We start from the raw sequence: 26,083 nt of genomic DNA on the forward strand, positions 1-26,083 counted from the left end.
TCGCAGCTTCAAGTTCCTGTGGCGCCGCTTCCGCCCGGTTGAAGCTGTTATTTTTTCCGCTGCCGCCCTGCGCATACTTTGCGAGGCCCGGCCCCAAGCGAGACAGGATTTTGAATGTTCGGCTTTTTGCGCAGCTACTTCTCCAACGATCTGGCGATTGACCTCGGCACTGCCAACACGCTTATCTATATGCGTGGCAAGGGTATCGTCCTTGATGAACCGTCGGTGGTCTCGATCCGCCAGGAAGGCGGTCCCAACGGTAAGAAAACCATTCAGGCAGTCGGCAAGGAAGCCAAGCAGATGCTTGGCAAGGTGCCGGGCAACATTGAGGCGATCCGCCCGATGAAAGACGGCGTGATCGCCGACTTCACCGTCACCGAACAGATGATCAAGCAGTTCATCAAAACTGCTCACGAATCGCGCATGTTCTCGCCGTCACCGCGCATCATCATTTGCGTGCCGTGCGGTTCGACCCAGGTCGAGCGTCGCGCGATCAAAGAAGCGGCGCACGGTGCCGGTGCTTCGCAGGTTTACCTCATTGAAGAACCCATGGCCGCTGCAATCGGCGCCGGTCTGCCGGTTTCGGAAGCAACGGGATCGATGGTCGTCGACATCGGCGGCGGCACGACTGAAGTCGGCGTGATCTCGCTCGGCGGCATCGTGTACAAGGGTTCGGTGCGCGTAGGCGGCGACAAGTTCGACGAAGCCATCGTCAACTACATCCGCCGCAACTACGGCATGCTGATCGGCGAGCAAACCGCCGAAGCCATCAAGAAAGAAATCGGCTCCGCGTTCCCGGGTTCCGAAGTCAAGGAAATGGAAGTGAAGGGCCGTAACCTGTCGGAAGGCATTCCGCGCAGCTTCACGATTTCCAGCAACGAAATTCTCGAAGCCCTCACCGATCCGCTGAACCAGATCGTGTCGTCGGTGAAGATCGCGCTCGAACAAACGCCGCCGGAACTGGGTGCGGATATCGCCGAGCGCGGCATGATGCTTACGGGTGGTGGCGCACTGCTGCGCGATCTGGACCGTCTGCTCGCCGAAGAAACCGGCCTGCCGGTGCTCGTCGCCGAAGACCCGCTGACCTGCGTTGTGCGCGGCTCGGGCATGGCGCTCGAACGCATGGACAAGCTGGGCAGCATCTTCTCGTACGAGTAAGCGAGCCCGTCTCCATGTCAGTAGCGCGGATCAGGCAAACGGCCCCTCGTGGGCCGGTTTGCCGTTGGCTGGGCCTGCCAGCCTCCGCGCGCTGAACGCGCGTCCCTCGCGCGCCGCCGTCTCACCCAACCGCTCACGCCCCCGGCGCCGACCATGGAATACAGTCCGCCGCCCCTGTTCAAGCAAGGCCCGTCCGCTCTCGCACGGCTGGTGTTTTTCGTCGTGCTGGCGCTCGCCCTGCTGATCTCCGATGCACGCTTCAAGACGCTCGAAATCGTTCGCGGCGTGCTCGGCGCGGGTCTTTATCCGTTGCAACGCGCAGCCCTCGTGCCGCGCGACATCTTCATGGGCGCTGCCGACCTGGCCGTGACCAGCGCCACATTGCGCCACGAGAATGACACGCTGCGCACCAAAGATCTTCAGCTCTCGCAGCAAGCCAATACGGCCGCCGAACTAGCCGCCGAAAACACCCATTTGCGCGCGCTGCTGCAACTCTCGCAACGCTCGACCACGCAATCACTGCCCGCTGAAATCCAGTACGACACGCGCGATCCGTTCACGCAGAAGGTCGTGATCGGCCGCGGTGCGCAGCAAGGCGTCCAGGACGGTTCACCAGTCGTCAATGAAGACGGCGTGATCGGTCAGGTTACGCGCGTGTTCCCGCTGCAAGCCGAAGTCACGCTGCTCACCGACAAAGACCAGGCAGTGCCCGTACAGATCGTGCGCACCGGGTTGCGCAGCGTAATTTACGGCACGCCGAAGGGCGATACGCTCGATCTGCGCTTCGTGCCGATCAGCGCCGACGTACAAACCGGCGACGAACTGGTCACGAGCGGGCTCGACGGCGTTTACCCGCCGGGGTTGCCGGTCGCCAAGGTCGTGCGGGTCGACAAACAGGCCGATACGGCGTTCGCGCGCGTGATCTGCTTGCCGGTTGCACCCGTGCGCGGCGCGCGTCAGTTACTGGTGCTGCACTATGTGAATAATGTGCCGCCGCGTCCAGCGGAAGAGCCCGATGCGGCCACGGCCGCGAAAGACGCCAAAGCGAAAAAGGGTGGCAAACCCGCGGACAGCAAGGCCGCGGCGGATAAATCCGCTGCGAAGCCTGCTGAAAAGCCGGCCGCCAAATCCGCCGAGAAAACGCCCGCCAAGCCCGCCGCTGCGGAGAAGAAGGCCACCGCCGAGAAGAAACCGGCCGCAGACAAGAGCGCGAAGCCGCACGCCACGCCGGGGACCCAGCCATGAACCGTCCGCAATACATCCTGCAGCCGGTCAATCCGTACTTCATCGCGTTCAGCCTCGCCGCGGCGTTCCTGCTGAACCTGATGCCGTGGGGGCGCCTCGCCGGTGTGCCGGACTTCGTGGCGCTCGTGCTGCTGTTCTGGAACGTGCACCAGCCGCGCAAAGTCGGCATGGGCATCGCGTTCTTTCTTGGCATGCTGATGGACGTGCACAACGCCAGCCTGCTCGGCGAACACGCGCTGGCGTATACGTTGTTGTCGTACGGCGCGATTACGATCCATCGCCGCGTGCTGTGGATGTCGCTCGGCGTGCAGACCTTCGCGGTGATGCCGCTGCTGGTCATCGCGCAGCTGGTGCCGTTCGTGATCCGTCTGCTGACGGGCGCGGCGTTTCCGGGCTGGAGTTACCTGATCGACGGCTTTGTCGAAGCCGCGCTCTGGCCGGTCGCCAGCATGCTGCTGTTGATGCCGCAGCGCCGTCCTGCCGATCCGGACGATACGCGGCCGATTTAATCACCTATCGAGCGCGCCGGCCGTTCGTTCCGATGGAACCCAGGTACCCGGCCCGCTCGACGCGCAGCGCTGTTCATGCCTCCTGGCTCCGGCCGGATTGGGCGCACACTCATGATGGCCGTCAGACGGCTTTTTGCAGAATCGCATGACCGAATTCAAGGACACTCAGCAACAGCTCTCGAAGTTCCGCCTGCGGGTCGCGGCGGCGGGCGTGTTCGTGTTCGTCTGCTTCGGGTTGATCGGCTTCCGCTTCCTGGTCCTGCAAGTCTGGCATTACAGCAAGTACTCGCTGCAAGCCGACGAAAACCGCATCTCGGTCGCCCCGATCGTGCCGAACCGGGGCATCATCACCGACCGTAACGGGGTGGTGCTGGCCAAGAACTACTCGGCGTATACGCTCGAAATCACACCGTCGAAGCTGAACGACACGCTCGAAAACGTGATCGACAACCTGGCCACCGTGGTCTCGATCGATGCTCGCGACCGCCGCCGCTTCAAGAAACTGCAGGAAGACTCGAAGAATTTCGAGAGCCTGCCGATCCGCACCCGTCTCACCGACGACGAAGTCGCGCGCTTCACCGCGCAACGCTTCCGCTTTCCGGGCGTGGAAGTGCGCGCGCGCCTGTTCCGCCAATACCCGCTCGGACCGACCGCGGCGCACGTGATCGGCTATATCGGCCGGATTTCACAGCGCGATCAGGACCGTATCGACGACGCCAGCGATCAGAACGACAGCGATCCGGACCACTACGATCCGCGCCTCGACGCGAACAACTACAAGGGTACGGACTACATCGGCAAAATCGGCGTCGAGCAGAGCTATGAAACGGAACTGCACGGCCAGACCGGTTTTGAGGAAGTCGAAGTAACTGCGGGCGGCCGGCCCGTGCGCACGCTGTCGCGCACCCAGGCAACGCCGGGCAATAACCTTGAACTATCGATCGACATCGGCCTGCAGCAGGTCGCCGAACAGGCGTTTGCGGGTCGCCGCGGGGCGCTGGTCGCGATCGAACCGGCAACCGGCGACGTGCTCGCGTTCGTGTCGGCGCCGAGCTTCGATCCGAATTCGTTTGTCGATGGCATCGATCAGCAGACCTGGGACGAACTCAACAACTCGCCCGACCATCCGCTCCTGAACCGCCCGCTGCACGGCACCTATCCACCCGGCTCGACCTACAAGCCGTTCATGGCGCTCGCCGCCCTGACGCTGCATAAGCGCACGCCGGGCTGGGGTTTCCAGGATCCGGGCTCGTACACGTTCGGCGGCCATACGTTCCGCAACGACGTGCGCTCCGGCCAGGGCTGGGTCGACATGAACCGCGCGATCGTGGTGTCGAACGACACGTATTTCTACATGCTCGCGCACGATCTCGGCGTCAACGCGATCGCCGGCTTCATGAAGCCGTGGGGCTTCGGCCAGATCACCGGCATCGATATTTCGGGCGAAGCGCGCGGCATCCTGCCGTCGACGGACTGGAAGCGCAAGGCGTACCGCAAGCCCGAGCAGCAGCGCTGGTATGAAGGCGAAACGATCAGTCTGGGCATCGGCCAAGGCTACAACTCGTTCACCATTCTCCAACTCGCCCATGCCACCGCCACGCTCGCGAACAACGGCGTCGTGATGAAGCCGCACCTCGTGCGCGACATCGAGAATCCGATTACGAAAGATACGCGCCCGGTCGTACGCGATCCGAGCGACAAGATTGCCGTGAAGCAATCGGACATCGACATCATCAAGCGCGCGATGGAAGGCGTCGTGACCAACGGTACGGCGTCGAAGGTATTCATTGGGGCACCGTATCTGGCCGCCGCCAAGACCGGCACGGCACAGGTGTATTCGTTGCAAGGCGCAAACTACAAAGGCCACGCGATCGCCGAACATCTGCGCGACCACGCGTTGTTCATTGCGTTCGCGCCGGCCGAACAGCCAAAGATCGCGATTGCGCTGATCGTCGAAAACGGTGGCTGGGGTGCGGAAGCGGCCGGTCCGATCGCACGTCGTGTGCTCGATTACTACCTGGTCGGCAAGAACAAGCCCGGCGCTGAGGCGGCAGCTGTCGCAGCAGCGGCCTCGGCGACGCAGGATGCGTCAGCGCCTGAAGTGGGTGGCGCACCGACGCCACAGGACGCGGCGCAACCGGTTAAGGTCGCAGCGGGCTTCACGGCACTGCCGATGCCGGGCGCCGCCTCGGCCGCAGCGGCGGTTTCTGTTGCCGCGGCCGCATCGGCTCCGTCCGCTGCATCGACACCTACGGCTGCGGCGGGTGCATCCGGCGCGTCGGCCGCTGTCGCCACACCCGCGTCTGCCTCTGCCGCTGCAAAGAACCCAACGCCGCGTAAATCCGGCGTCCCGCACAAACCCCGCCCGAGCAGCGAGCCGGTGCCTACCGCCGCCGCCCCGTCGCGGGATGACGGCATTCAACCTACGTCGCCACGCCAGCCGGTTTCCGGCGGCATCGACGAGTAAGGAGAAAGGCATGCAATTCGACAAGCGCGCCTGGCTCGACCGCATCAAGCGGATGTTCGTGGGCTTCGACCGGCCGCTCGCCCTGATCGTGTTTCTGCTGCTGTGCGTCGGCATCGTCACGCTATACAGCGCGACGCTGGACATGCCCGGCCGGGTGGAAGACCAACTGCGCAACATCATGCTGACGTTCGTGCTGATGTGGGCGCTGGCCAACGTGCCGCCCACCACGCTGATGCGCTTCGCGGTCCCGCTCTATACGTTCGGGATCGCGTTACTGGTTGCGGTGGCGCTGTTCGGCCTCACGCGCAAGGGTGCCAAGCGCTGGATCAACGTCGGCGTGGTGATCCAGCCGTCGGAGATTCTGAAGATCGCCACACCACTGATGCTCGCCTGGTACTACCAGCGCCGCGAAGGCGTAATGCGCTGGTACGACTTCCTGGTCGGCTTCGTCATCCTGATTGTGCCGGTCGCTTTGATCGCCAAGCAGCCTGACCTTGGCACCGCCGTGCTGGTGTTCGCGGCGGGCTTCTTCGTGATTTACTTCGCGGGGCTGAGTTTCAGGCTGATCGTGCCGGTACTGATTGCCGGCGTGATCGCGGTTGGCTCGATCGCGGCGTTCCAGGACAAGATCTGCCAGCCGGAAGTGCAGTGGCCGCTGATGCACGATTATCAGAAGCACCGTATCTGTACGCTGCTCGATCCAACGTCCGATCCGCTCGGCAAGGGTTTCCACACGATCCAGGCGGTGATTGCAATCGGCTCGGGTGGCCCGCTCGGCAAGGGCTGGCTCAAGGGTACCCAGGCGCATCTGGAGTTCATCCCCGAGAAGCACACCGACTTCATTTTCGCGGTGTTTTCCGAGGAATTCGGGCTGGCGGGCGGGATCGTGCTGCTCACGCTTTATATGCTGCTGATCGCGCGCGGTTTGTATATCGCGGCCAACGGGGCAACGCTGTTTGGGCGGCTACTGGCCGGATCGTTGACGATGGCGTTCTTCACCTACGCGTTCGTCAACATCGGCATGGTGAGCGGGATCTTGCCGGTGGTGGGCGTGCCGTTGCCATTCATGAGTTACGGCGGCACCGCGCTGACTACGCTGGGGGTTGCGATTGGCCTCATCATGAGCATCGCGCGGCAGAAGCGGTTGATGCAGAGTTAGAGCGAGCAGGACTTAGACTGCGGAGATGAACGCAGCAGGGCGCAAAATCAAAAACCCTTCCGCTAAAAGAAGTCCCATCGGTCGTCCACAACGAAACGACGATCCGGCTTCCTCGAAACGGCCGTAGCCGATCCGCGAAAGCGGACCACGGAACGAAGGCCGAATAAACAAAAGGGGCGTACCGTCAGTGAGCGCCCCTTTTTTCATCTACTGCGGCTTCACTTCCTTCTGATCCCGCAGTTGCGCGCTCAGTTGCTGATACTTGAGTTTCGCCGCCGGGTCACCCTGTGCGGCGGCTGCCGCGTAATACGCGCGCGCCACGTTCAGGTTCTTGTCCACGCCGTCGCCACCGCGTTCGTAGAACGAGCCGGCGACGTACTGCGCGGTCATATCGCCGCCTTGCGCGGCCTTCTTGTACCAGACGAACGCTTGCTGGTTATCGCGCGGCGTGCCGCGGCCATCGAGGAACTGGTTGGCCAGCGCGAGTTCCGCCTGTATGTGCCCCTGCCGCGCGGCCTTCAGGAACCACCGATGCGCCTCGACCGGATCACGCCCGACGAACTCGCCGTCGTCGTACATCTTCCCGTAGACGTACTGCGCGTGCGACATGTTGGCATCGGCGGCTTTGCGCAACCACTTCTTGCCTTCATCGACATTGGCTGGGGTGCCCTCTCCGTTGAGCAGCATCATCGCGTAGTTGAACTCGGCAAGCCGGCTGCCGCGCTCCGCCGCTTTACGGAACTCGGCAAGCGCTGCGCCCAGATTGCCGGCGTTGTAATCGGCGACCGCGGTTTGCGTCTCCGGATCGTTCGACTTCGCGACGCGGCTATCCTGCGCATACGCCGTCACATTCGCCATCAAGGCCGCTGTGACCGCCAGGCGCACCACGACGCACTGCACCATCCCCTTCATGTCCTCACCTCCTGCAACGCCTGGCGGGTCGCGCGCAACATCCACATGACGTCGGCGGCCAGGGCGATAAAACGAAAACCGGCGTCACGATGCTGCTTTGCGCTCGCGACATCCATAGCAAAAATTCCCGTGGCGATACCGGCCTTGTCGGCGGCGCTAACGATGCGCGCCATCGCGGCCTGCACCTCGGCATGTTTCGAATCGCCAAGATGACCGAGACTCGCCGCGAGATCGGCCGGTCCGACAAACAGGCAATCGACGCCCGGCGTCGCCGCAATCTTCTCCACTTCCTGCAAGCCGCGCGCCGACTCGATCTGCACGATGCTTGCGATCTGTGCGTTGGCGCTCTGCACGTAGTCGCGCCGCATGCCGTACGCAGCCGCCCGCACCGCGCCGGCGACGCCACGCTGACCGTCAAGCGCATCGGCGGTCGGATACTGCGTCAGACGCACGGCGTGTGCCGCCTCCTCGGCGGATTCGATATTCGGGAACATCAGCGTGCGCGCGCCGGCGTCCAGCACACGCTTGACGAGCCACGCTTCGCTGGCGGGCACGCGCACGACCGGCTCGCTAGGCAGATGCGCTGCGGCGATCGCGCGCAATTGCGACGTGACATCGCCGCTATCGTTAGGCGCATGCTCCATGTCGATCAGCAGCCAGTCGAAACCGGCGTGCGCGAGCGCCTCGGCCGAGGAATCGCTGCCGAGCGAAAGCCATAAGCCGAACAGCGGATCGGCCTCTTTCAGACGTTGCTTGAGGGGATTCGTGAAGGTGCTCATTGCCGCGCTCCCTGGCGTTGAGATACAGCGCCTGAAACACGGTTGAGGGTGCTGACGTGGCGGAACAGCTCAACGCCTGGGCCATGACGGCCTGAATGCCTGCTGCGACGCAATGCGGTGACCGGCATGTCTCGCTCCGTGTGGTTATCGGAGCGATCATACCGTGACAATAACGTGGGGGTTAGGCCACGAGGTTGACCCGGCGTTTAGTCGCGAACGACGTCGGCCCAGCAGTTCGGTGTCTCGAACAGACGCACCTTATGCAGACGCAGATTCACGCCGTAATGCGCGTCGTAAACGTTCGCGAGGATGTCGAACGCGACGGCGGCGAGATTTTCGACGGTGGGGATGCGATCGAGCACGACCGTCTTGTGCCCCGCCATCGTTTCCAGAAAGCCGCGCACCTGCGTGTCGCCTTCGTAGACGAGAAACGCGTGGTCCCACTTATCGACCAGATGCTCGACGGCGAGCGACTTCACGTCGGCGAAGTCCATCACCATGCCGCGATCCGGCGCGCCTTCGGTGTCGACCAGGTCGCCTTGCAGCGTAATTTCGAGCACATAGCGATGGCCGTGCAGATTACGGCACTGGCTGCGGTGATCGGGGATGCGGTGGCCCGCGTCGAATTCGAGTTTTCGTGTAATCGTCAGCACGGCAAATCAGGGAATGTTCAGATACTTGTGGGTCTGCATCGACAGGCGCCATTGCGGATGGCGTTTGCACCAGTCGATCGCGAGCTTCGTGTTGAGCTCGCGCGACGGGCCGTCCATCGGCTGGACGAGGAAATACTCGAAGTCGAGCTTCGCATACTCGGACAACCGCTGGTTGTCCTGCGGAATCACGACCTTCAATTCGTTGCCTTTGGTGACGACGAGCGGCGCGTCGGCCTTCGGGCTCACGCAGATCCAGTCGATCGTCTCGAGCACCGGCAGCGAGCCGTTAGTCTCGATGGCGATTTCAAAGCCGGCGGCATGCAGCGCGTCGACGAACGGCTGGTCGATCTGCAGCATCGGTTCACCGCCAGTGCAGACCACGAAACGCTCGCCTTCGCCTTCCGGCCATTGCGACGCGATCATCTGCACCAGTTCTTCGGCGGTGCGGTACTTGCCGCCGTTCTCGCCGTCAGTACCGACGAAGTCCGTATCGCAGAAGCGGCATACCGCCTCCGCACGATCTTCTTCGCGGCCCGACCACAGATTGCAGCCGGCGAACCGGCAGAACACGGCCGGACGACCGGCATTCGCGCCCTCGCCCTGCAATGTGTAGAAGATTTCCTTGACCGCGTACGTCATGCTGCTTTCTGCCTTGTATTCCTGAAAATGATTGCCCGCTGGCGCACCGTTTGCGCGATGCGCCAGCGTCAGTGCGTGTCAAACCGTCAGACTGGTTCGGTGACCTTTTCGCCGGCCAAATAGGCTTCATAGCCCCGCTTGCGCAAGCGGCACGCCGGGCATTCGCCGCAGCCAAAGCCCCATGCATGCAGTTCGGCGCGCTCGCCAACATAGCAGGTATGCGTTTCGACGCGCACCAGCTCGACGAGTTCGTCACCGCCAAGCTCATGTGCGAGACGCCACGTGTCGGCCTTGTCGAGCCACATCAACGGCGTTTCGAGCAGGAAGCGCGTGTCCATGCCGAGGTTCAGCGCGACCTGCAACGCTTTCATCGTGTCGTCGCGGCAATCGGGGTAGCCCGAAAAGTCCGTCTCGCACATCCCGCCGACCAGCACTTGCAAACCACGCCGATACGCGATGGCCGCCGCGATCGTCATGAACATCAGATTGCGGCCAGGCACGAACGTATTCGGCAAACCGTTGGCGGTGGCGTGAATCTCGATTTCACGCGTCATCGCGGTATCGCTGATCGAACCGAGTACTGACAGATCGATCATGTGATCTTCGCCGAGCCGTTCGGCCCATGCCGGAAATGCCTGTACGACGGCGTTGCGAAACCCTTCGCGACATTCGAGCTCGACGCGGTGCCGTTGACCGTAATCGAAGCCTAGCGTTTCGACCGTTTCATAACGTTCGAGGGCCCAGGCGAGGCACGTGGCGGAATCCTGGCCGCCGGAAAACAGCACCAGAGCGCTACGTTTAGCGTCTTTGCGGATCACCGTGAAACTCCGTGAATGATGAGTGCCACGTCGCGCTGCGCGAGGTGCGCCATGCAAGCAACGCGGCGCGACGCGTGCCGGCACTGCTGCCGGCCCAAAGCAGTATAGGCCGCGCCTTCCATATGCAGAGTCGCTGGGCGCTTATACCGTTAATCGTCGGGCGAAGGGTTCGGCGCCTGTTGCGGCCTTGCTGTCTTGCAGCAAAGTGCGCAGAAGGTCCCGCTTCAGGATGCGAAAAGACGTGTTTAGCGCGGTGGCATACCAGCCGAACCTCGACCGCGCGCTTGCATGCAAGTCCTTGAACTGGCGCGATTTTATCACGCGATGCCAAACGCCGCCGAGCACGCCCTACCGCCACGGCAAGCAAGCCCCACCGCCGCGAATGCCTGTCAGAAAAAGGAAAAGCCCCAGGAATCTTGCGATTTCCTGGGGCTGAATCCTGGTGGCCTGGGACGGAATCGAACCATCGACACGCGGATTTTCAATCCGCTGCTCTACCAACTGAGCTACCGGGCCAACGAAGAACGAAATGATATCAAAGGGTCAGCAGTGCGGCAAGCCCCTTCTCGAAAAAATCTGGCCACCCGGACCTGCACGCACGGCACGCCGTTCACTCCCCTTTGTTCTTGCCAAGATCGACGCCGAGCTGTTTGAGCTTGCGATACAAGTGCGTACGCTCCAGCCCCGTCTTCTCCGCAACGCGCGTCATGCTGCCATTCTCGCGCGCGAGGTGATATTCGAAGTAAGCGCGCTCGAACGCATCGCGCGCGTCGCGCAACGGAATGTCGAATGAAATCGACGCCGTTTGCGCAGCCAACGCGCCGCTGCCCATGCCATCCGACGACAGCATCGGCAACGCAGCCGCCGAGGCCACTGCGGAAGCGCTGACCGGCAACGCCGGCTTCGCCGCCGCGCCGCCCGGCGCACCGGCCGCCGCGTTGCCGCGAGCGAGGCCCTGCTCGACCGCCTTCAGCAGTTTCTGCAACGCGATCGGCTTCTCGAGAAAATTGAGGGCGCCGATTTTGGTCGCTTCGACCGCCGTATCGATGGTTGCATGACCGGACATCATGATCACCGGCATGGTCAGTTGCCCTTGCGCGGCCCACTCCTTGAGCAGGGTCACGCCGTCGGTATCGGGCATCCAGATGTCGAGCAGCACCAGGTCCGGCGCCTGGCGCAAGCGGAATTCGCGCGCTTCCTGCGCATTTTCCGCAGCTTCCACGACATGCCCCTCGTCGCTCAGGATCTCCGAGAGCAATTCCCGGATGCCCATTTCATCATCTACCACCAGGATGGTTGCCATTTACGCTGCCCTTGTCTGCACTGTTGCTTTTGTCATTCCCTGCGCCGCATTGCCATGCGCCGCCCGCGGCCCTGCTCCAGGTGCCGCGGCATCGTCTGCCAGTTGAAGGAAGAGGATCGAGATCTGCGCGCCTTCAATCACATCGCCCGCTTTCATGCGGTTGCGAATGTCGATCCGCGCGCCGTGTTCGTCGACGATCTTCTTGACCATCGCGAGACCGAGACCTGTACCTTTGGCCTTGGTCGTCACGTAAGGTTCGAATGCACGTGTGAGGATACGCGCGGGAAAGCCCGGTCCGTTATCCGACACTGTCAGACGCACCGCGACGCGTACTTTGCCTTCAGCGTCGGGGTCTCCGTATTCTACTGTCCTCGTCTCGAGCAACACACGTGGTTGTTCGACGTCGGCCACGGCATCCTGCGCATTCTGCAGCAAGTTGTGAATCACCTGACGCAATTGCGTGGCGTCGCCGCGAATCGCTGGCAAGTCCGCGAGTTCCACCTGAATCGCGCCCTTGCCTTCCTCGATACCGTACAACGTCAGCACTTCGCTGACCAGTTCGTTCAGTTGCAGATGCGCCAGCACCGCCGGTGGCGTGCGCGCATAGTCGCGGAAATTGTCGACCATCTGCTTCATCGCCGCGACCTGGTTGACGATGGTGGTCGCGCCGCGCTTCAACACATCGGCATCCGATGGCGACAGCTTGTCGGCGAGCTTCATCTGCAAACGCTCGGCGGAAAGCTGGATCGGCGTGAGCGGGTTCTTGATTTCGTGCGCGAGACGCCGCGCCACTTCGCCCCAGGCGATCGACCGCTGCGCGGAGATCACGTCCGAAATATCGTCGAACACGACGACGTAGCCGGAGGTCTGCATATCTTCCGCATCGCGATCAGTGGCGGACACAAGACGCGCGCCGCGCACAAGCAAGGTGAGCGGCTCGGTTTCGCCCGGCACCTGCACCGAGAACTGCTGCTGCCAGTGGCCGCGGTCGTCGTGACCGTCACCGCTCGCGGCTTCGCGATCGGCAAATGCCTTGCGCACCATCCCGCCGAATTCGATCAATACGCCAATCTGCTCTAGCGCCGAACCCAGCACTTCCTGGAACTGCTGACGGAAGATGCGCTCGGCGCCGCGGTTCGCGGTGGTGAGACGGAACTGCCGGTCGAATACGAACACACCCGCGGTCAGGTTCGCGAGAATGCTTTCCAGATAGGCCTTCGAATGCTCGAGCGCGATGCGGTTGTTCTCGACCGCCGCGCGCGCTTCGGACAACTGCCGCGTCATCGCGTTGAACGACTGCGTAAGGAAGCCCAGTTCGTCACGCGACTTGATTTCGCGCTTTGGCGTGTAGTCGCCCTCCGTCACCTCCTTGGTGCCTTGCGCGAGCAGGAACAACGGCCGCGCGAGCTGATTGCCCAGCGCGAGCGCCAGCATCATCGCAATAAAGGTGGCAAGGAACAGCGCAAGCGTCAGCGTGCCGATGTACATCTTGCGCAAGCCGGTGCGGCCCAGCGCCTTTTCCTGATACTCGCGATAGGCTCGCTGCACCGCGTCGGCATTACGCGCGAGCGACGGCGACACCGGCTGCGTGAGTTGCAGAAAGCGTTCAGTGGGCTGCAACAGCGACGCATTCGAATCGGGAATGCGCTGCACGATGCGCAGCCGCAACACGCCCTTGCTGCCATGCGCATGCGGATCGCCGTCGACTTCTCCTTCGATCGCCGCATACCCGCGGCCGCGCGCCTGATCGATCATCAGCGGCGTGGGCAGGTCGTTCGGCACAAGCGTGGCGTAATTGCCGGATGCCTGCGCGACCACATGCATATCCGGCGTCGCGCCCGACATGCTGCGCGTGGGTTCGACGATCGTCGCATCCTGCACGCCGAACTGATCGCGCAAACGCAGGAGCGTGAGCGTCGTACCGGCGGCATCCGCGCTCGCCAGTTGCTCGGACATCAAGCGGCCCTTGGTCTGCAGATCGGACAGCGACGCGTCGAGCATGCCGCGGCCCAAATTCAGGCCCGAGGTCAATGCGGTTTCGACATTCACGTCGAACCACGATTCGATACTGCGCGACACGAACTGGTACGAGACGACGTAAATGATGCCGCCCGGCACCACACCAACCAGCGCCATAAAAAACGCGAGTTTCGCTAACAGCCGCGTGCCGAACTTACCTTTTCGAAGCCGGGCAATGATGATGATGACGAGCGTCGCCACCACCAGCAAAAAGATCATCGCGACCGCGAGGTTGGCCGCATACAGCCACTGGTAATAGCGGTCGAAGAATTCGGTGTTCGCACTCGCCGCTGCAAGCAGCACGAGCAGCAGCACGGCCGTCACGGCGACCGTGGACACCAGCACGCGCACGACGATGCTGCTGACGCTGGTGGCTCGGCGCACTCTATTTAGCACGTTCGGTCACCGTGAAGGTAAAGCGCTTCCACTCGGACGAGAGGTTCCAGTCGCGGTTGTTCACCGCGTCGATCTGGAACGGCTTGGGCATCAGCGCGATGTCGAGTTGCGTGCGCACCGACGCCGTGTACGTCTCTCCGGCATGCACCTGATTGCGGTCGATGACATGCCACGACGTGATGTGCTTGATCACCGCGAGCGCGTCTTTCAGCGTGCTGAAGCCGAGTTGCAACCCACCCGACGATACGCTCGAGACACGATACTCACGTGTGAGCGGCTGGAATGAGAGGCGAATGCTCTGCGACACGCTCACCGGCTGCTCGTCGAACCAGTACCAGCGCGGCCGGCTCAGTTCGAAGTCCGTTGTGAAGTACAGCGGAATGCCTTTGTTGACGGCGTCTTCGAGATTGCTGTTCAGGTCGAAGTCGAAACGTGCGTCAAGGCTCCAGCCGGTGTTGTCCGATTGCAGCGACGCGCGCTGCACCGCGATCGAATCGGCATATGCCGCGCCCGGTGCGGCGAGCCACATGGCCAGCACGATCCAGAACACGGCAGCGAGCCGAAGCGGGAAGAAGCGTTTGATTGTCACCGTTTCTGGAAGCGCGCGTAGAAAAATCCGTCGTGGTCTGAGTTCGAGCCGGCGCTATCTTCAGCGGCGTGTCCGGCATGGGAACCGGCCGATGTGTCGGCGGGCGCGCGGGCAGCTGAGGGTAAAAGTTGCCCCGGCGCGTCCAATCGTACCGCATCCTGATACTTGTTTCCAAACCACTGCGCCTGCAACTCGCCTTCTTCGGGAAAGATCGAACACGTAACGTAGAGCAACTCGCCGCCTGGCTTCACGAGCGGCCATAGCGCGTCGAGAATGCGGCGCTGCTCGGCGACCAGCGCGGGAATATCCGACGCGCGGCGCAGCCAGCGAATATCCGGATGGCGCCGCACGATGCCCGAGGCCGAGCACGGCACGTCGGCCAGAATGCGATCGAACGGCTGGTCGATGTCGTCGTGCCATTTTGCCGGCGCACCCGCGTCGCCGATACGCACTTCCGCTTCGAGCTTGAGCCGCCGCAGATTTTCACCGATGCGGCGCGCGCGCGACACGTCGCTTTCAAGCGCCACGAGCTGCAGGTTGGCGAGTTCGAGCAGGTGGCCGGTTTTGCCGCCAGGCGCCGCGCACGCGTCAAGCACGCGCATGCCGTCACGCACGTCGAGCAGTTGCGCGGCAAGCTGCGCGCCGGCGTCCTGCACGGACACAACACCGTCGTTGAAGCCGGGGATGCGGTCGACCGGCATCGGCGTAGCAAGCATGACGGCATACTCGCCGGCTTTGCTCGCAGGGATGTGATGGTCCTGCAGCACTTGCAGATAGGCGTCGACCGTCGAGCGGCGTGCGTTCACGCGCAGCGTCAGCGGACCTTGCGTATTTCCGGACGCGAGCACCGCTTGCCATGCCTCGGGCCATGCGTTTTTGACCGCATCGATCCACCACATCGGGTAGTTCCAACGCGCGACTTCGTCGGCTTGCGCTGCGTCCAGCAGCGCCTCGCGCTCGCGCAGGAAATTGCGCAGCACGGCGTTGACGAGGCCCTTTGCGAACGCAAACTCACGACGCGCGGCGATGGCGCCCACCGCCTGATCGACGACCGTGAACGGCGCATAGGCGGCGTTCGCTTCATCGTCGACGAGCAAGGCGAACGCGCAGGCAAGCACATGCCCGACATGCGGCGGCGGCGCCTTTTTCACCAGCTTCGCGATCAGCCACTCGGTGGTCGCCAGACGCCGCATGGTGCGATACGCGATGTCCTGCACTGCGCCGCGCGCAACGGCGGCACTGCCCTCAGCCGAGCAGACGAACACGGATTGCAGCGCCGCCGGCAAGGCCGCGCCAAGGCGCACGGCCCCGACCGCCTGGCCCGCGCAGTCGAGCGCGAAACCGAGCGACTCGGGCGCGAGATGCAGCATCGACAACCGGGATTCGCGCGGATGCGCCGATGGGGAAGCAGAACGCGAAGAAGGCTTTGGAGTCATGAAAAAGGCAAAAGCAGGCCACGCGGTGCGCGCGACGCAAACAGCACACATTGTAGCGTGGCGCGGGACAGGGGCCGCCGAGGGCGAATGACAGCCCACAGCCTTAGTCGCAGCAACGGGTGCTGCAAGCAATAGGGCAAGGACCTGCAGAGGAGGGCAAGCGACGCAACGCGAACTGCACCTGAGGCGAAAGGGCCTCGCATTGGCCGTAGCCGGGCGCGCCGCTACTAGCCTAAATCCCCCGCGCTCAAACAAGAAAGGCGAGGCCGCAGACTCGCCTTTCTTCACGCCACGTAGCGCTGTTTTTTACTCGAAGCGCCCCGTGCGCGCCATTTCCATCAAACGCGCGACGCGTTCCTCGGTGGCCGGGTGCGTCGAGAACAGCTTCGCGACGCCCCCGCCAGACAGCGGGTTCATGATCATCATCTGCGCGGTGGCCGGATGCTGCTCGGCCGTCGGGAAGGGAATCCCGCTCGCGTAACGATGGATCTTGTCGAGCGCCGAGGCGAGCGCCTGCGGGTCGCCGGAAATCTGCGCGCCGCCACGGTCCGCTTCGAATTCACGCGCGCGCGAAATCGCCATCTGAATCAGCGCACCGGCGATCGGCGCGAGCAACGCCACAGCGATGCCGGCGATCGGGTTGGTCGAACGGCCGTTTTCGTCGCGGCTGCCGAAAAACATCGCGAAATTCGCCAGTGCGGAAATAGCGCCGGCCATTGTCGCCGAAACCGTAGAGATCAGGATGTCGCGGTGCTTCACGTGCGCCAGTTCGTGCGCCATCACGCCGCGCATTTCGCGCTCGGACAGCACGCGCAAGATGCCGGTGGTGGCGGCGACGGCCGCATGCTCCGGATTACGGCCAGTGGCGAACGCGTTCGGCGCGTCTTCGTTGATCAGATAGACGCGCGGCATCGGCAGATTAGCGCGCGTGGAGAGTTCGCGCACCATGCGGTAGAACTGCGGCGCACTGTTTTCGTCGACTTCCTGCGCGTTGTACATGCGCAGGACCATCTTGTCCGAGAACCAGTACGAAAAGAAATTCATCCCAAGGGCGATCACGAGCGCGATCATCATGCCGCGCGACCCGCCGATCATCCCGCCGATCACGATGAAAAGGGCCGTGATCGCGGCCATCAACATCGCGGTTTTGACCCAATTGAACATGTCTGCAACTCCTTGCCCTAACGCGGGTTCATATCTGCGCCGCATGATCGCGGCGACTGATTGTAAGCTAAACGTTAGATATGGGCGCGCGAGGAAAATTCAATCATCTTGATGCGGTGGCGAGCTTGATGCCCAAGCTGACGAATGCACTGCCAACGCCGCGATCCAGCCACTTCTTCATCGATGGCTTGCCGGAGAAGCGCCGGGTCACACTGCCGGCAATCCACGCGACAAAACTGTTCCAGATCATGCTCATCACGACAAACACCCCGCCGAGCGTGAGGAACGCCAGCGCCTTATGATCGCTGCCCGTCGTGACGAATTGCGGAAAGAACGACACGAAGAACAGCACGACCTTGGGATTCAGCACATTGGTCCAGAAGCCTTGCAGGAAAAGCTGCCGCAGCGATTTCGGCGCGCCGGCCGCACGCGCTTCGCCACCCGCCTGGTCTGCCGCCGGCTTCGCGAAAATCAGGCGCACGCCGAGATACATCAGATAAATAGCGCCGACGAACTTGATGACGGTGAACGCGGTGGCCGAAGCGGCCAGCAGCGCCGTCAAGCCGAACGCACAAGCAAGCGAATGAACGCAGCAACCGGCGGAGATGCCGAGCGCGGACATCAGACCTGCGCCACGGCCCTGAGCGACGCTGCGCCCGACGATGTAAGCCGTATCGGGACCGGGCGTCACATTCAGTAGAAAGACCGCGACGACGAAAAATTCGAAATGGGTGATGCCAAACATGGGGATCCTCGAAACACAAGCTGTTGCATAGAGGATTCTAACGCGCCGCGAGCCCTGGGCGGGGCGCCTTGAACATCGGCCGAACGGGGGATGTTCAAGACATGCGCAATGCGGTTATTTTGCTTCGGGAAGCTGGAAACGCTGATCTGCGGCCAGCGTTGCGCCGGCCAGGAATTCGCGTACCGGCAAGCGCTTACCGCCCGGCTTTTGCAATTGCGTGAGACGCAGCGCGCCTTGACCGCAGGCGACCACGACGCCCTCGGGAGAGACCTCGGTGATGACGCCGGGGGCGGTTGCGTTGCTTTGCGCTTCAACTGGAACCGCTGCCCAGATCTTGATCGACGTGCCGTCTTCCAGCGTCCCCAAACCGCCGGGGAACGGATCGAACGCGCGCACCTGACGCGCGAGGGCTGCGGCCGGCTTACGCCAGTCGAGCGCAGCCTCGTGCTTGCCGATCTTTTCCGCGTAAGTCACGCCATCCGCCGGTTGCGGTGTTGCCGTCAGTTTGCCGCTGCGCTCGAGTTCGATCAGCGCTTCGACGATCAGCCTCGCGCCGTCTTGTGCGAGACGGTCGTGAAGGGTGGCCGTGGTGTCGACGTCGGAAATCGGCGTGCGCGCTTCGGAGATCATCGCGCCGGTGTCGAGTCCGGCGTCCATTTGCATCAGCGTGATGCCGGTTTCCGCGTCGCCCGCCTCGATCGCGCGATGGATCGGCGCGGCGCCGCGCCAGCGCGGTAACAACGAAGCGTGAATGTTGATGCAGCCCAGCGGCGGAATATCGAGCACTTCCTGCGGCAGGATCAGACCGTACGCGGCCACGACCATCACGTCGTGCGGCGTGGCGCGCAGTTGATCGATCGCGGCTGCCGCTTCAGCCGGATACTTGCCCGTGCGCCGCAACGAGGGCGGTTGCGCGACCGCAATTCCATGCTCCTGCGCGTAACGCTTAACCGCGCTCGCCTGCAATTTCATTCCGCGTCCAGCAGGCTGATCTTGCCGGGTCAGCACGAGCGGCACCGGAAAACCGGCGCTATGGATCGCGGCCAGCGCGGCCGCGGCGAACTCCGGCGTACCGGCAAAGATGACGCGCAACGAATGACTCATGAACGGGGGCAGTAGGCGAGGTGGGCGCGCATTACATCGCGTGGGCGAGCTTCTTCATCTTGCTCTTGATGCGCGTCTGCTTCAGTGACGACAGGTACTCGACGAACACGCGGCCCATCAGGTGATCCATTTCGTGCTGGACGCAAACCGCCAGCAGCCCTTCGCAGTCCATCTCGAAGGTTTCGCCCTTCGCGTTTAACGCCCGAACCCGCACCTGCTCGGCGCGCTCGACGTTGTCGTAAATGCCCGGCACCGAGAGGCAGCCCTCTTCCGACAGCTTCTTCTCGTCGCTCGACCAGACAATTTCAGGGTTGATGAACGCGAGCAGTTCGTCGTGCGTTTCCGACACGTCGATCACGATCACGCGTTCATGCACGTCCACCTGGGTCGCCGCGAGGCCGACGCCGGGCGCCGCGTACATCGTTTCAGCCATGTCGGCGACGAGCCGGCGGATGCGGTCGTTGACCACTTCGACCGGCTTCGCAACCTTGTGCAGCCGTTTGTCCGGGTAATTGATGATGTTCAGTAAAGCCATGATCTTGAGTGTGTTTTTAGGCGCCGCTGACCGGTGTAAGACTCGCGTTAGCCGTTTGGCCAGGTTGTGGGCACATCGCGTTACGCAGAGGATAGATGGTGTCGAACCGGTTCGATTCAACGCGCCACATGCGCTAAACGACGAGCCCGCGCGGGTGGGCGCGGCGCTGCAGTTATTTCGGATGATGAAAATTTTAGCATGGCGCCCGCCTGCCCGCTGGCCCTGTAAGAGGATCGACTTTCAATGCGCACCTTGCCAGCAACCGATATTGAACTTGCCGCCTGGCTGCGGCTTTCGCTCGCGCCGGGGTTGAAACCCGCCGCCCTGCGCTTATTGCTAAGCGCTTTTGGACTGCCGGAAGCGATTTTCAATCAATCGCTCGAGGCACTTGCCGGGATCGCGGGCGAGACTGCGGCGCGCGCTGTGCTGGCACCACCCAGCCCAGACTTCGAGGCGCAACTCGACGCGGCGATCGCATGGTGGGCGCTGCCCGGCAACCACGTGGTGACACTCGACGATCCTGCTTATCCTCCCGTGCTACTCACCATGCCCGATCCGCCGCCGCTACTATATATAAAGGGCCGGCTGGATTTGTTGCACACACGGGCGATCGCGCTGGTGGGCAGCCGCAGCGCAACGCCGCAAGGCATCGAAGACGCGGAGCGCTTCGCACGTGAGCTTTCGCAAGCCGGCGTCACTATCGTGTCGGGGCTGGCGCTGGGTATCGACGGTGCAGCGCATCGGGGCGGGCTGGAAGGCGTCGGCGGCACGGTCGCCGTGATCGGCACCGGCGCGGACCTCGTGTACCCGGCCGCGCATCATGCACTAGCGCGGCAGATTGCGGCGCAAGGGGCGATCCTTTCGGAATGGCCACTCGGCACGCCGGCGCGCGCCGCAAACTTTCCGCAGCGTAACCGCCTGATCGCAGGCCTTGTCAGCGGAGTTGTGATCGTCGAAGCCGCAATGCGCTCAGGCTCGCTGATCACGGCTCGGCTCGCCAACGAAATGGGACGCGATATCTTCGCATTGCCCGGCTCGATCCATGCGCCCTTATCGCGCGGTTGTCATCGAATCATCAAGCAGGGCGCCAAGCTGGTGGAAACGCCCGATGAGGTGCTCGAGGAACTAGGCTTTGCCACGCCCGTGGCTGCGAAAGCCGCCAGCAAACAGGCGGTGCGTCGGAAAAGCGCGGGCTCAGAGCATGCATCGGCAGCGATCCAGTCCGAATGGCTGGCGGTCCATGCCCCGACATCAATTCAGCCCGAATTGGCGGCGGGGCCTGCATCATCTTCAGCCCCGCCGGCCATGAGCGCGGAAGCGCTGCAACTCCTCGACGCACTGGGCCACGCCCCCGCCACGCTTGAAATTCTTGCCATCCGCACCGAGATGGGAGACGCGGCGTTGCAAAACACGCTGTTGCAACTCGAACTCGCCGGCCAGGTGACCGCGCTGCCCGGCGGCCGCTTCACGCGAGCGACCCATGGCTGACCCCGCATTGACCAGGGTTGACCACGATCCAGGATCGGCCATGCTACATTCGCGCCAAAGCACCTGACAAAAGTACGCAAGGAACCACCATGCCCGCGCTGAATCTCGACACCGACCAAGACCGGATTGCCGAGCGCGTCAACGAACCCGATACGCTGTTCGTTGCCTGCCTGTGCGCGGAGTGGTGTGGGACTTGCCGTGAGTATCGGGATGCCTTCGACCGGCTGGCGGAAAGGCATCCGCATATCTGTTTCGCATGGATCGACATCGAAACCCATGCGGACCGCTTCGACGATCTGGATGTCGAAAATTTCCCGACCATCCTGATCGAAGACTCGGTAACGACACGTTTTTTTGGCACGGTTTTGCCACAGGCGGCGATTGTGGAGCGGATGTTGTCTGACCTGACGGCCGTGCCCGGCATCAGCGGCGCGCCCAAACTACGGCCCGCGCTGACCGCCGCGTGAATGTAGCCGTCAGCCGCTGAAGCTTGCGGCACGGGCGTTGCGAGCGATACACGACGCGTTTTCCGCAGCTTGCCCAGTGACTCAGCGCGCAATTATCATGGCGCGCTTTTTATGGCACTTGACACGCCGCTCTCGCGCCGTGTGCTATAAAGCGGTCGTTATTGGGTCGCAAAGGTCGCAAACGAGGGTCGCGCTAGTTAAAAGCGCACTCAAGGCCATCAACCCGGATCTACCAACCTCACATCGAGTCATGTCCAAAGCACTGATCATCGCCGAAAAGCCTTCCGTCGCGAACGACATCGCGAAGGCTTTGGGCGGCTTTACCAAGCATGACGAATACTACGAAAGCGACGACTACGTCCTTTCCTCGGCAGTCGGCCACTTGCTGGAAATCGCCGCGCCCGAAGACTATGAAGTCAAGCGCGGCAAGTGGAGTTTCGCCAACTTGCCCGTCATTCCGCCGCATTTCGATCTGAATCCGATCGCCAAGAGCGAGTCGCGCCTGAAGGTGCTGACCAAGCTGCTCAAGCGCAAAGACGTAGATCGTCTGATCAACGCATGTGACGCGGGGCGCGAGGGCGAGCTGATTTTCCGCCTGATCGCGCAGCACGCAAAAGCCAAGCAACCGGTTCAGCGCCTGTGGCTTCAGTCAATGACGGCCGGCTCGATCCGCGACGGCTTTGCCCGTCTGCGCAGCGACGAAGAAATGCAGCCGCTCGCCGATGCGGCGCGTTGCCGTTCGGAAGCGGACTGGCTGGTCGGCATCAACGGCACGCGAGCCATGACCGCGTTCAACAGCAAGGGCGGCGGCTTTTTCCTGACCACGGTCGGGAGGGTGCAGACGCCGACGCTGTCGATCGTCGTCGAACGCGAAGAGAAGATTGCCGCTTCGTGCCGCGCGATTACTGGGAAGTGAAGGCGGAGTTCGTCTGCGCGGCCGGTTTCTACGAAGGCCGCTGGTTCGATCCGCAATTCAAGCGCGACGAGTTCGATCCCGAAAAACGCGATTCGCGTCTGTGGGCACTGCCCGCGGCCGAAACGATCGTCGCCGCCTGCCGCGGCCAGATCGGCAAGGTAACCGAAGAATCAAAGCCGACCACGCAACTGTCGCCAGCGCTGTTCGACCTGACCAGCTTGCAGCGTGAAGCCAACGGCCGCTTTGGCTTTTCGGCGAAGAACACGCTCGGCCTCGCTCAGGCGCTGTACGAAAAGCACAAGGTGCTGACCTATCCCCGGACCGACGCGCGCGCGTTGCCGGAAGACTATATGGATACAGTCAAGGAAACGCTCGGCATGCTCAAGGAGAGCAACAACTATCTCCCGTATGCCAAGCAGGTGCTCGACAAGGGCTGGGTGAAGCCGAACAAGCGCATCTTCGACAATTCGAAGATCAGCGACCACTTCGCAATCATCCCGACGGCGCAAGCGCCGAAGAATCTGTCCGAGCCGGAACAGAAGCTTTACGACCTCGTCGTGAAACGCTTCCTGTCGGTGTTCTTCCCAGCCGCCGAATACCGGGTGACGACGCGGATCACGGAAGTGGTCGGCCATCACTTCAAGACTGAAGGCAAGGTGCTGGTCGAACCGGGCTGGCTGCAGGTCTATGGCCGCGAAATCAGCGGCGAAGACGCAAACCTCGTGCCGGTGCAGAAGGACGAGAAGGTCAAGACGGACAAGATCGCCGCCCAGCAACTGGTAACGAAACCGCCCGCACGCTACAACGAAGCGACCTTGCTGTCGGCAATGGAAGGCGCAGGCAAACTGGTCGAAGACGACGAGTTGCGCGAAGCCATGGCCGCCAAGGGGCTCGGCACGCCAGCCACGCGCGCCGCCATTATCGAAGGGCTGCTCGGCGAAAAGTATCTGATCCGCGAGGGCCGCGATCTGATTCCAACCGCCAAGGCATTCCAGCTGATGACGCTGCTACGCGGCCTCGGCGTAAAGGAATTGACTGCACCGGAATTGACCGGCGAATGGGAGTACAAACTCTCGCAGATGGAGCGTGGCAACCTGCCGCGCGACGCGTTCATGCAGGAAATCGCCCGCATGACGCAGACCATCGTCAAGCGCGCGAAAGAGTACGATTCCGACACGATCCCGGGCGATTACGCGACGTTGCAAACGCCGTGTCCGAATTGCGGCGGCCAGGTGAAGGAAAACTACCGGCGCTTTGCCTGCTCGAAGTGTGAGTTTTCGATCTCGAAAATTCCGGGCGGACGCCAGTTCGAAATTCCGGAAGTTGAAGAGCTGTTGCAGAACAAGACGATCGGACCGCTGTCGGGTTTCCGCAGCAAGATGGGCCGCCCGTTCTCCGCGATCCTGAAGCTCTCGCTCGACGACGAGATCAAGAACTACAAGCTCGAGTTCGACTTCGGTCAGGACTCTGGCGGTGAAGATGGTGAACCGCCTGACTTCTCCGACCAACAATCGGTCGGCGCGTGTCCGAAGTGCAAGGCTCGCGTGTTCGAACACGGTATGAGCTATGTCTGCGAGAACTCGGTTGCAAATCCGAAGACTTGCGACTTCCGCTCGGGCAAGGTGATTCTGCAGCAGGAGATCGCGCGTGAGCAGATGGCGAAATTGCTCGAAGAAGGACGCACCGACCTGCTGACGAACTTCAAGTCGTCGCGCACCGGTCGTAACTTCAAGGCGTTCCTCGTCAAGCAGAACGACGGCAAGATCGGCTTCGAGTTCGAGAAGAAAGAGCCGTCAGCCAAGACAGCAGCGAAGACCGCCGCGGCAAAGGCGGCAGCCAAGGCAGCGCCGGAGTCGGACGACGAAGATGCACCGGTCGCATTGAAGGCGGCGCCGGCCGCCAAAAAGGTAGCGGCGAAGAAAGCGCCCGCTACGAAAACTGCGGCTGCGAAGACTGCTGCTGCCAAGAAGACGCCGGCCAAAAAAGCGGTAGCGCGCAAGACGGGCTCGTAAATCGGGCGGGCGGCCGGAGGTATTCAGTTTCCGGCCTGCCTCGCACCTGCCCAGAAAAAAGGCGCAGTCACTTCATGTGACTGCGCCTTTTTGTTTTGGACCTGGCTGCGCTTAGCTCAGCGCCGCCGGTGCCATCGCTCGCACGCTCAAAGCGGCGACAGAGCGGTGGGCCGTGGACGGTTCGTCGTCTTTGCCAAAGTCTTCGGCATCGGCGATAGCTCGCTATCCAGGAGCCGTGAGAGCGGCTCAGCGCCATCAAACGCTTCCGGCGGCATGTGATCCTCCGAATCGAGCGCCGCGGACGTGGCGGGCCTGCCAAGGCCGTCCTTGATCCACTGCTCGCCCAGCAGACTGTTCGGCGTCTGGCTGAAATGCTCGACCAGGTGATCGATGAACGTGCGCACCTTCGCCGGCAAGTGACGACGGCTTGGATACGCGATGTTGATCTCGACCTGCGGCAAACGGTAATCTCCGAGCAGACGCACAAGCCTGCCGCGCGTCATGTCGCGGCCGATCAGATAACTCGGCAAAATCGCGATGCCCATGCCGAGCAGCGCGAACTGCCGCAGCATTTCCGTGTTGTTCGCCACGATCACATTGGACGGACGCACGCGCACTTCCCCTTCCGGGCCCGTGAACACGCGCTCGTCGCCCCAATACTCGGACGGCAAGCTCAGGCACGGATGCTCCAGCAGATGCTCAGGACGCGTTGGCGTGCCGTGCTTCTCCAGATAGGCCGGCGTTGCGCACACCGTCATGCAGCCGGTAGTCAAACGGCGCGTGACGATGCTCGCGCTGCGCATTTGCCGCGCGATCACCACGCCTACGTCGAAGCCTTCTTCGACCAGATCGACTTGACGGTCGACCAGCGTGACATCGGGAATGACTTTCGGATAGCGCTCCGCGTACGTCTGCAGCACGGGCGCAAGGTTATGCAACCCAAACACCACCGGTGCGACTATTCGCAACGTGCCGACGGGTTCGTGATTGCGCGCGACCACCATCTGCTCGACGTCTTCCAGTTCGTCGAGAATCTGGCGCGCGCGCTCGAGATAAACCTGACCGGATTCGGTCAGGGACAAGCTGCGGGTTGTGCGATTGAGCAGCCGCGTACCAAGCCGGCCTTCGAGATCGGCAACGTGACGGGTAGCAACTGCGTTGGAAATATCCATCGCGCTCGCAGCGCGGGCAAAACTACCGAGATCCGCCACTTTGACGAAAACTCGCATCGACTGCAAATGATCCATGGGACAACTCCTGCCGTGTTACAGCTTCCTGACAATTAGTGAAAACCAGTGAAGCGAACTTGGAATTCTCCTACGACTCGCGAAATCGTGCAGAAGTTGCCCGCCAAAGCGGAAATATTGTCGATATTTGTGTCACTGTGCTCCCCAGTGTGGGGCACGGACCTCGATTGTTCCGACTAAAGCAACAATCTGCTGCACCGCAGCTTGCACTGTCTTTTTTGTTCGAACAGATGCAAAGGTCTCCCCGCCATTGTGAAATCAGAGAAAATCGCCGTGCAGGTCGGAGCGGGAAAGAAAAAACCGCCCGAAGGCGGCTTTTATGC

At 62.4% G+C, this 26,083-nt stretch carries 21 protein-coding genes, 1 tRNA gene and 1 pseudogene; 8 read left to right on the top strand and 15 right to left on the bottom strand.

Annotation, left to right across the window (positions count from 1 at the left end; genetic code table 11):
* Positions 1-114 precede the first annotated feature (114 nt).
* The 5 genes from ACUN0E_RS40945 to rodA all read left to right on the top strand — a co-directional run bounded on the left by ACUN0E_RS40945 (position 115) and on the right by rodA (position 6,538).
* On the top strand, positions 115-1,158 hold the full coding sequence (locus ACUN0E_RS40945; RefSeq protein WP_004189550.1) for a rod shape-determining protein: 1,044 nt from the start codon (positions 115-117) through the stop codon (positions 1,156-1,158).
* Positions 1,159-1,311: 153 nt separating this feature from the next.
* Complete coding sequence (gene mreC / locus ACUN0E_RS40950; RefSeq protein ID WP_445570153.1) at positions 1,312-2,403, top strand: rod shape-determining protein MreC; 1,092 nt, start codon at positions 1,312-1,314, stop codon at positions 2,401-2,403.
* Entirely contained in the window at positions 2,400-2,912 is a 513-nt protein-coding gene (mreD, locus tag ACUN0E_RS40955) for a rod shape-determining protein MreD (RefSeq protein ID WP_408236893.1), read from the top strand. Before mreC ends, mreD begins: the two co-directional genes overlap by 4 nt.
* Before the next feature lie 145 nt (positions 2,913-3,057).
* Entirely contained in the window at positions 3,058-5,379 is a 2,322-nt protein-coding gene (gene mrdA, locus ACUN0E_RS40960; protein WP_408521033.1) for a penicillin-binding protein 2, read from the top strand.
* 10 nt (positions 5,380-5,389) lie between these two features.
* Entirely contained in the window at positions 5,390-6,538 is a 1,149-nt protein-coding gene (gene rodA / locus ACUN0E_RS40965; protein ID WP_408236899.1) for a rod shape-determining protein RodA, read from the top strand.
* Positions 6,539-6,745: 207 nt separating this feature from the next.
* Here the strand turns inward: rodA and ACUN0E_RS40970 are convergent, their stop codons facing one another.
* The 14 genes from ACUN0E_RS40970 to def all read right to left on the bottom strand — a co-directional run bounded on the left by ACUN0E_RS40970 (position 6,746) and on the right by def (position 19,630).
* Entirely contained in the window at positions 6,746-7,450 is a 705-nt protein-coding gene (locus ACUN0E_RS40970) for a tetratricopeptide repeat protein (protein WP_445570154.1), read from the bottom strand.
* Positions 7,447-8,229 (bottom strand): HpcH/HpaI aldolase family protein, encoded by a 783-nt coding sequence (locus ACUN0E_RS40975; protein ID WP_408337323.1) that lies wholly within the window; start codon positions 8,227-8,229, stop codon positions 7,447-7,449. The genes ACUN0E_RS40970 and ACUN0E_RS40975 overlap by 4 nt, the downstream gene beginning before the upstream one ends.
* 206 nt (positions 8,230-8,435) lie before the next feature.
* Entirely contained in the window at positions 8,436-8,879 is a 444-nt protein-coding gene (gene queD, locus ACUN0E_RS40980) for a 6-carboxytetrahydropterin synthase QueD (RefSeq protein ID WP_093634683.1), read from the bottom strand.
* A 9-nt stretch (positions 8,880-8,888) separates the two neighbouring features.
* Positions 8,889-9,521 (bottom strand): 7-carboxy-7-deazaguanine synthase, encoded by a 633-nt coding sequence (gene queE, locus ACUN0E_RS40985; protein ID WP_408509036.1) that lies wholly within the window; start codon positions 9,519-9,521, stop codon positions 8,889-8,891.
* An 86-nt stretch (positions 9,522-9,607) separates the two neighbouring features.
* On the bottom strand, positions 9,608-10,339 hold the full coding sequence (gene queC / locus ACUN0E_RS40990) for a 7-cyano-7-deazaguanine synthase QueC (RefSeq protein ID WP_445570155.1): 732 nt from the start codon (positions 10,337-10,339) through the stop codon (positions 9,608-9,610).
* 440 nt (positions 10,340-10,779) lie between these two features.
* Positions 10,780-10,855: transfer RNA gene (locus ACUN0E_RS40995), tRNA-Phe, on the bottom strand.
* A 94-nt stretch (positions 10,856-10,949) separates the two neighbouring features.
* A complete protein-coding gene (gene esaR, locus ACUN0E_RS41000; RefSeq protein WP_408236913.1) occupies positions 10,950-11,642 on the bottom strand; it encodes a response regulator transcription factor EsaR in 693 nt (230 codons plus the stop codon).
* Positions 11,643-14,057, bottom strand: a complete 2,415-nt coding sequence (locus ACUN0E_RS41005) for a sensor histidine kinase (RefSeq protein WP_408236916.1) — start codon at positions 14,055-14,057, stop codon at positions 11,643-11,645.
* Positions 14,047-14,646, bottom strand: coding sequence for a DUF4390 domain-containing protein (locus ACUN0E_RS41010; RefSeq protein ID WP_445570156.1), 600 nt, complete (start codon positions 14,644-14,646; stop codon positions 14,047-14,049). The genes ACUN0E_RS41005 and ACUN0E_RS41010 overlap by 11 nt, the downstream gene beginning before the upstream one ends.
* Positions 14,643-16,082: a 16S rRNA (cytosine(967)-C(5))-methyltransferase RsmB gene (gene rsmB / locus ACUN0E_RS41015; protein WP_408236922.1), complete on the bottom strand. Its 1,440-nt coding sequence runs from the start codon at positions 16,080-16,082 to the stop codon at positions 14,643-14,645. Before rsmB ends, ACUN0E_RS41010 begins: the two co-directional genes overlap by 4 nt.
* Positions 16,083-16,388: 306 nt before the next feature.
* On the bottom strand, positions 16,389-17,246 hold the full coding sequence (gene htpX / locus ACUN0E_RS41020) for a zinc metalloprotease HtpX (RefSeq protein WP_408521160.1): 858 nt from the start codon (positions 17,244-17,246) through the stop codon (positions 16,389-16,391).
* A gap of 103 nt (positions 17,247-17,349) precedes the next feature.
* Complete coding sequence (locus ACUN0E_RS41025) at positions 17,350-17,991, bottom strand: LysE family translocator (protein ID WP_408236927.1); 642 nt, start codon at positions 17,989-17,991, stop codon at positions 17,350-17,352.
* A 114-nt stretch (positions 17,992-18,105) separates the two neighbouring features.
* Positions 18,106-19,095 carry a methionyl-tRNA formyltransferase gene (fmt, locus tag ACUN0E_RS41030; RefSeq protein WP_408236930.1) on the bottom strand — a complete coding sequence of 330 codons (990 nt, stop codon included), beginning with the start codon at positions 19,093-19,095 and terminating at the stop codon, positions 18,106-18,108.
* A gap of 31 nt (positions 19,096-19,126) precedes the next feature.
* Positions 19,127-19,630 carry a peptide deformylase gene (gene def, locus ACUN0E_RS41035; protein ID WP_445570157.1) on the bottom strand — a complete coding sequence of 168 codons (504 nt, stop codon included), beginning with the start codon at positions 19,628-19,630 and terminating at the stop codon, positions 19,127-19,129.
* Positions 19,631-19,873: 243 nt separating this feature from the next.
* On the opposite strand from def, the gene dprA reads away from it, so the two are divergent.
* The 3 genes and pseudogenes from dprA to ACUN0E_RS41050 all read left to right on the top strand — a co-directional run bounded on the left by dprA (position 19,874) and on the right by ACUN0E_RS41050 (position 24,513).
* Positions 19,874-21,118 (top strand): DNA-processing protein DprA, encoded by a 1,245-nt coding sequence (gene dprA, locus ACUN0E_RS41040; RefSeq protein WP_445570158.1) that lies wholly within the window; start codon positions 19,874-19,876, stop codon positions 21,116-21,118.
* A gap of 89 nt (positions 21,119-21,207) precedes the next feature.
* Entirely contained in the window at positions 21,208-21,585 is a 378-nt protein-coding gene (locus ACUN0E_RS41045; protein WP_408236938.1) for a thioredoxin family protein, read from the top strand.
* 250 nt (positions 21,586-21,835) lie between these two features.
* A pseudogene (locus ACUN0E_RS41050) lies at positions 21,836-24,513 on the top strand (DNA topoisomerase III).
* A gap of 146 nt (positions 24,514-24,659) precedes the next feature.
* Here the strand turns inward: ACUN0E_RS41050 and ACUN0E_RS41055 are convergent.
* Positions 24,660-25,760, bottom strand: a complete 1,101-nt coding sequence (locus ACUN0E_RS41055) for a LysR family transcriptional regulator (protein ID WP_408236944.1) — start codon at positions 25,758-25,760, stop codon at positions 24,660-24,662.
* Positions 25,761-26,083: the final 323 nt, after the last annotated feature.

This window comes from Paraburkholderia sp. D1E, from assembly GCF_052682275.1.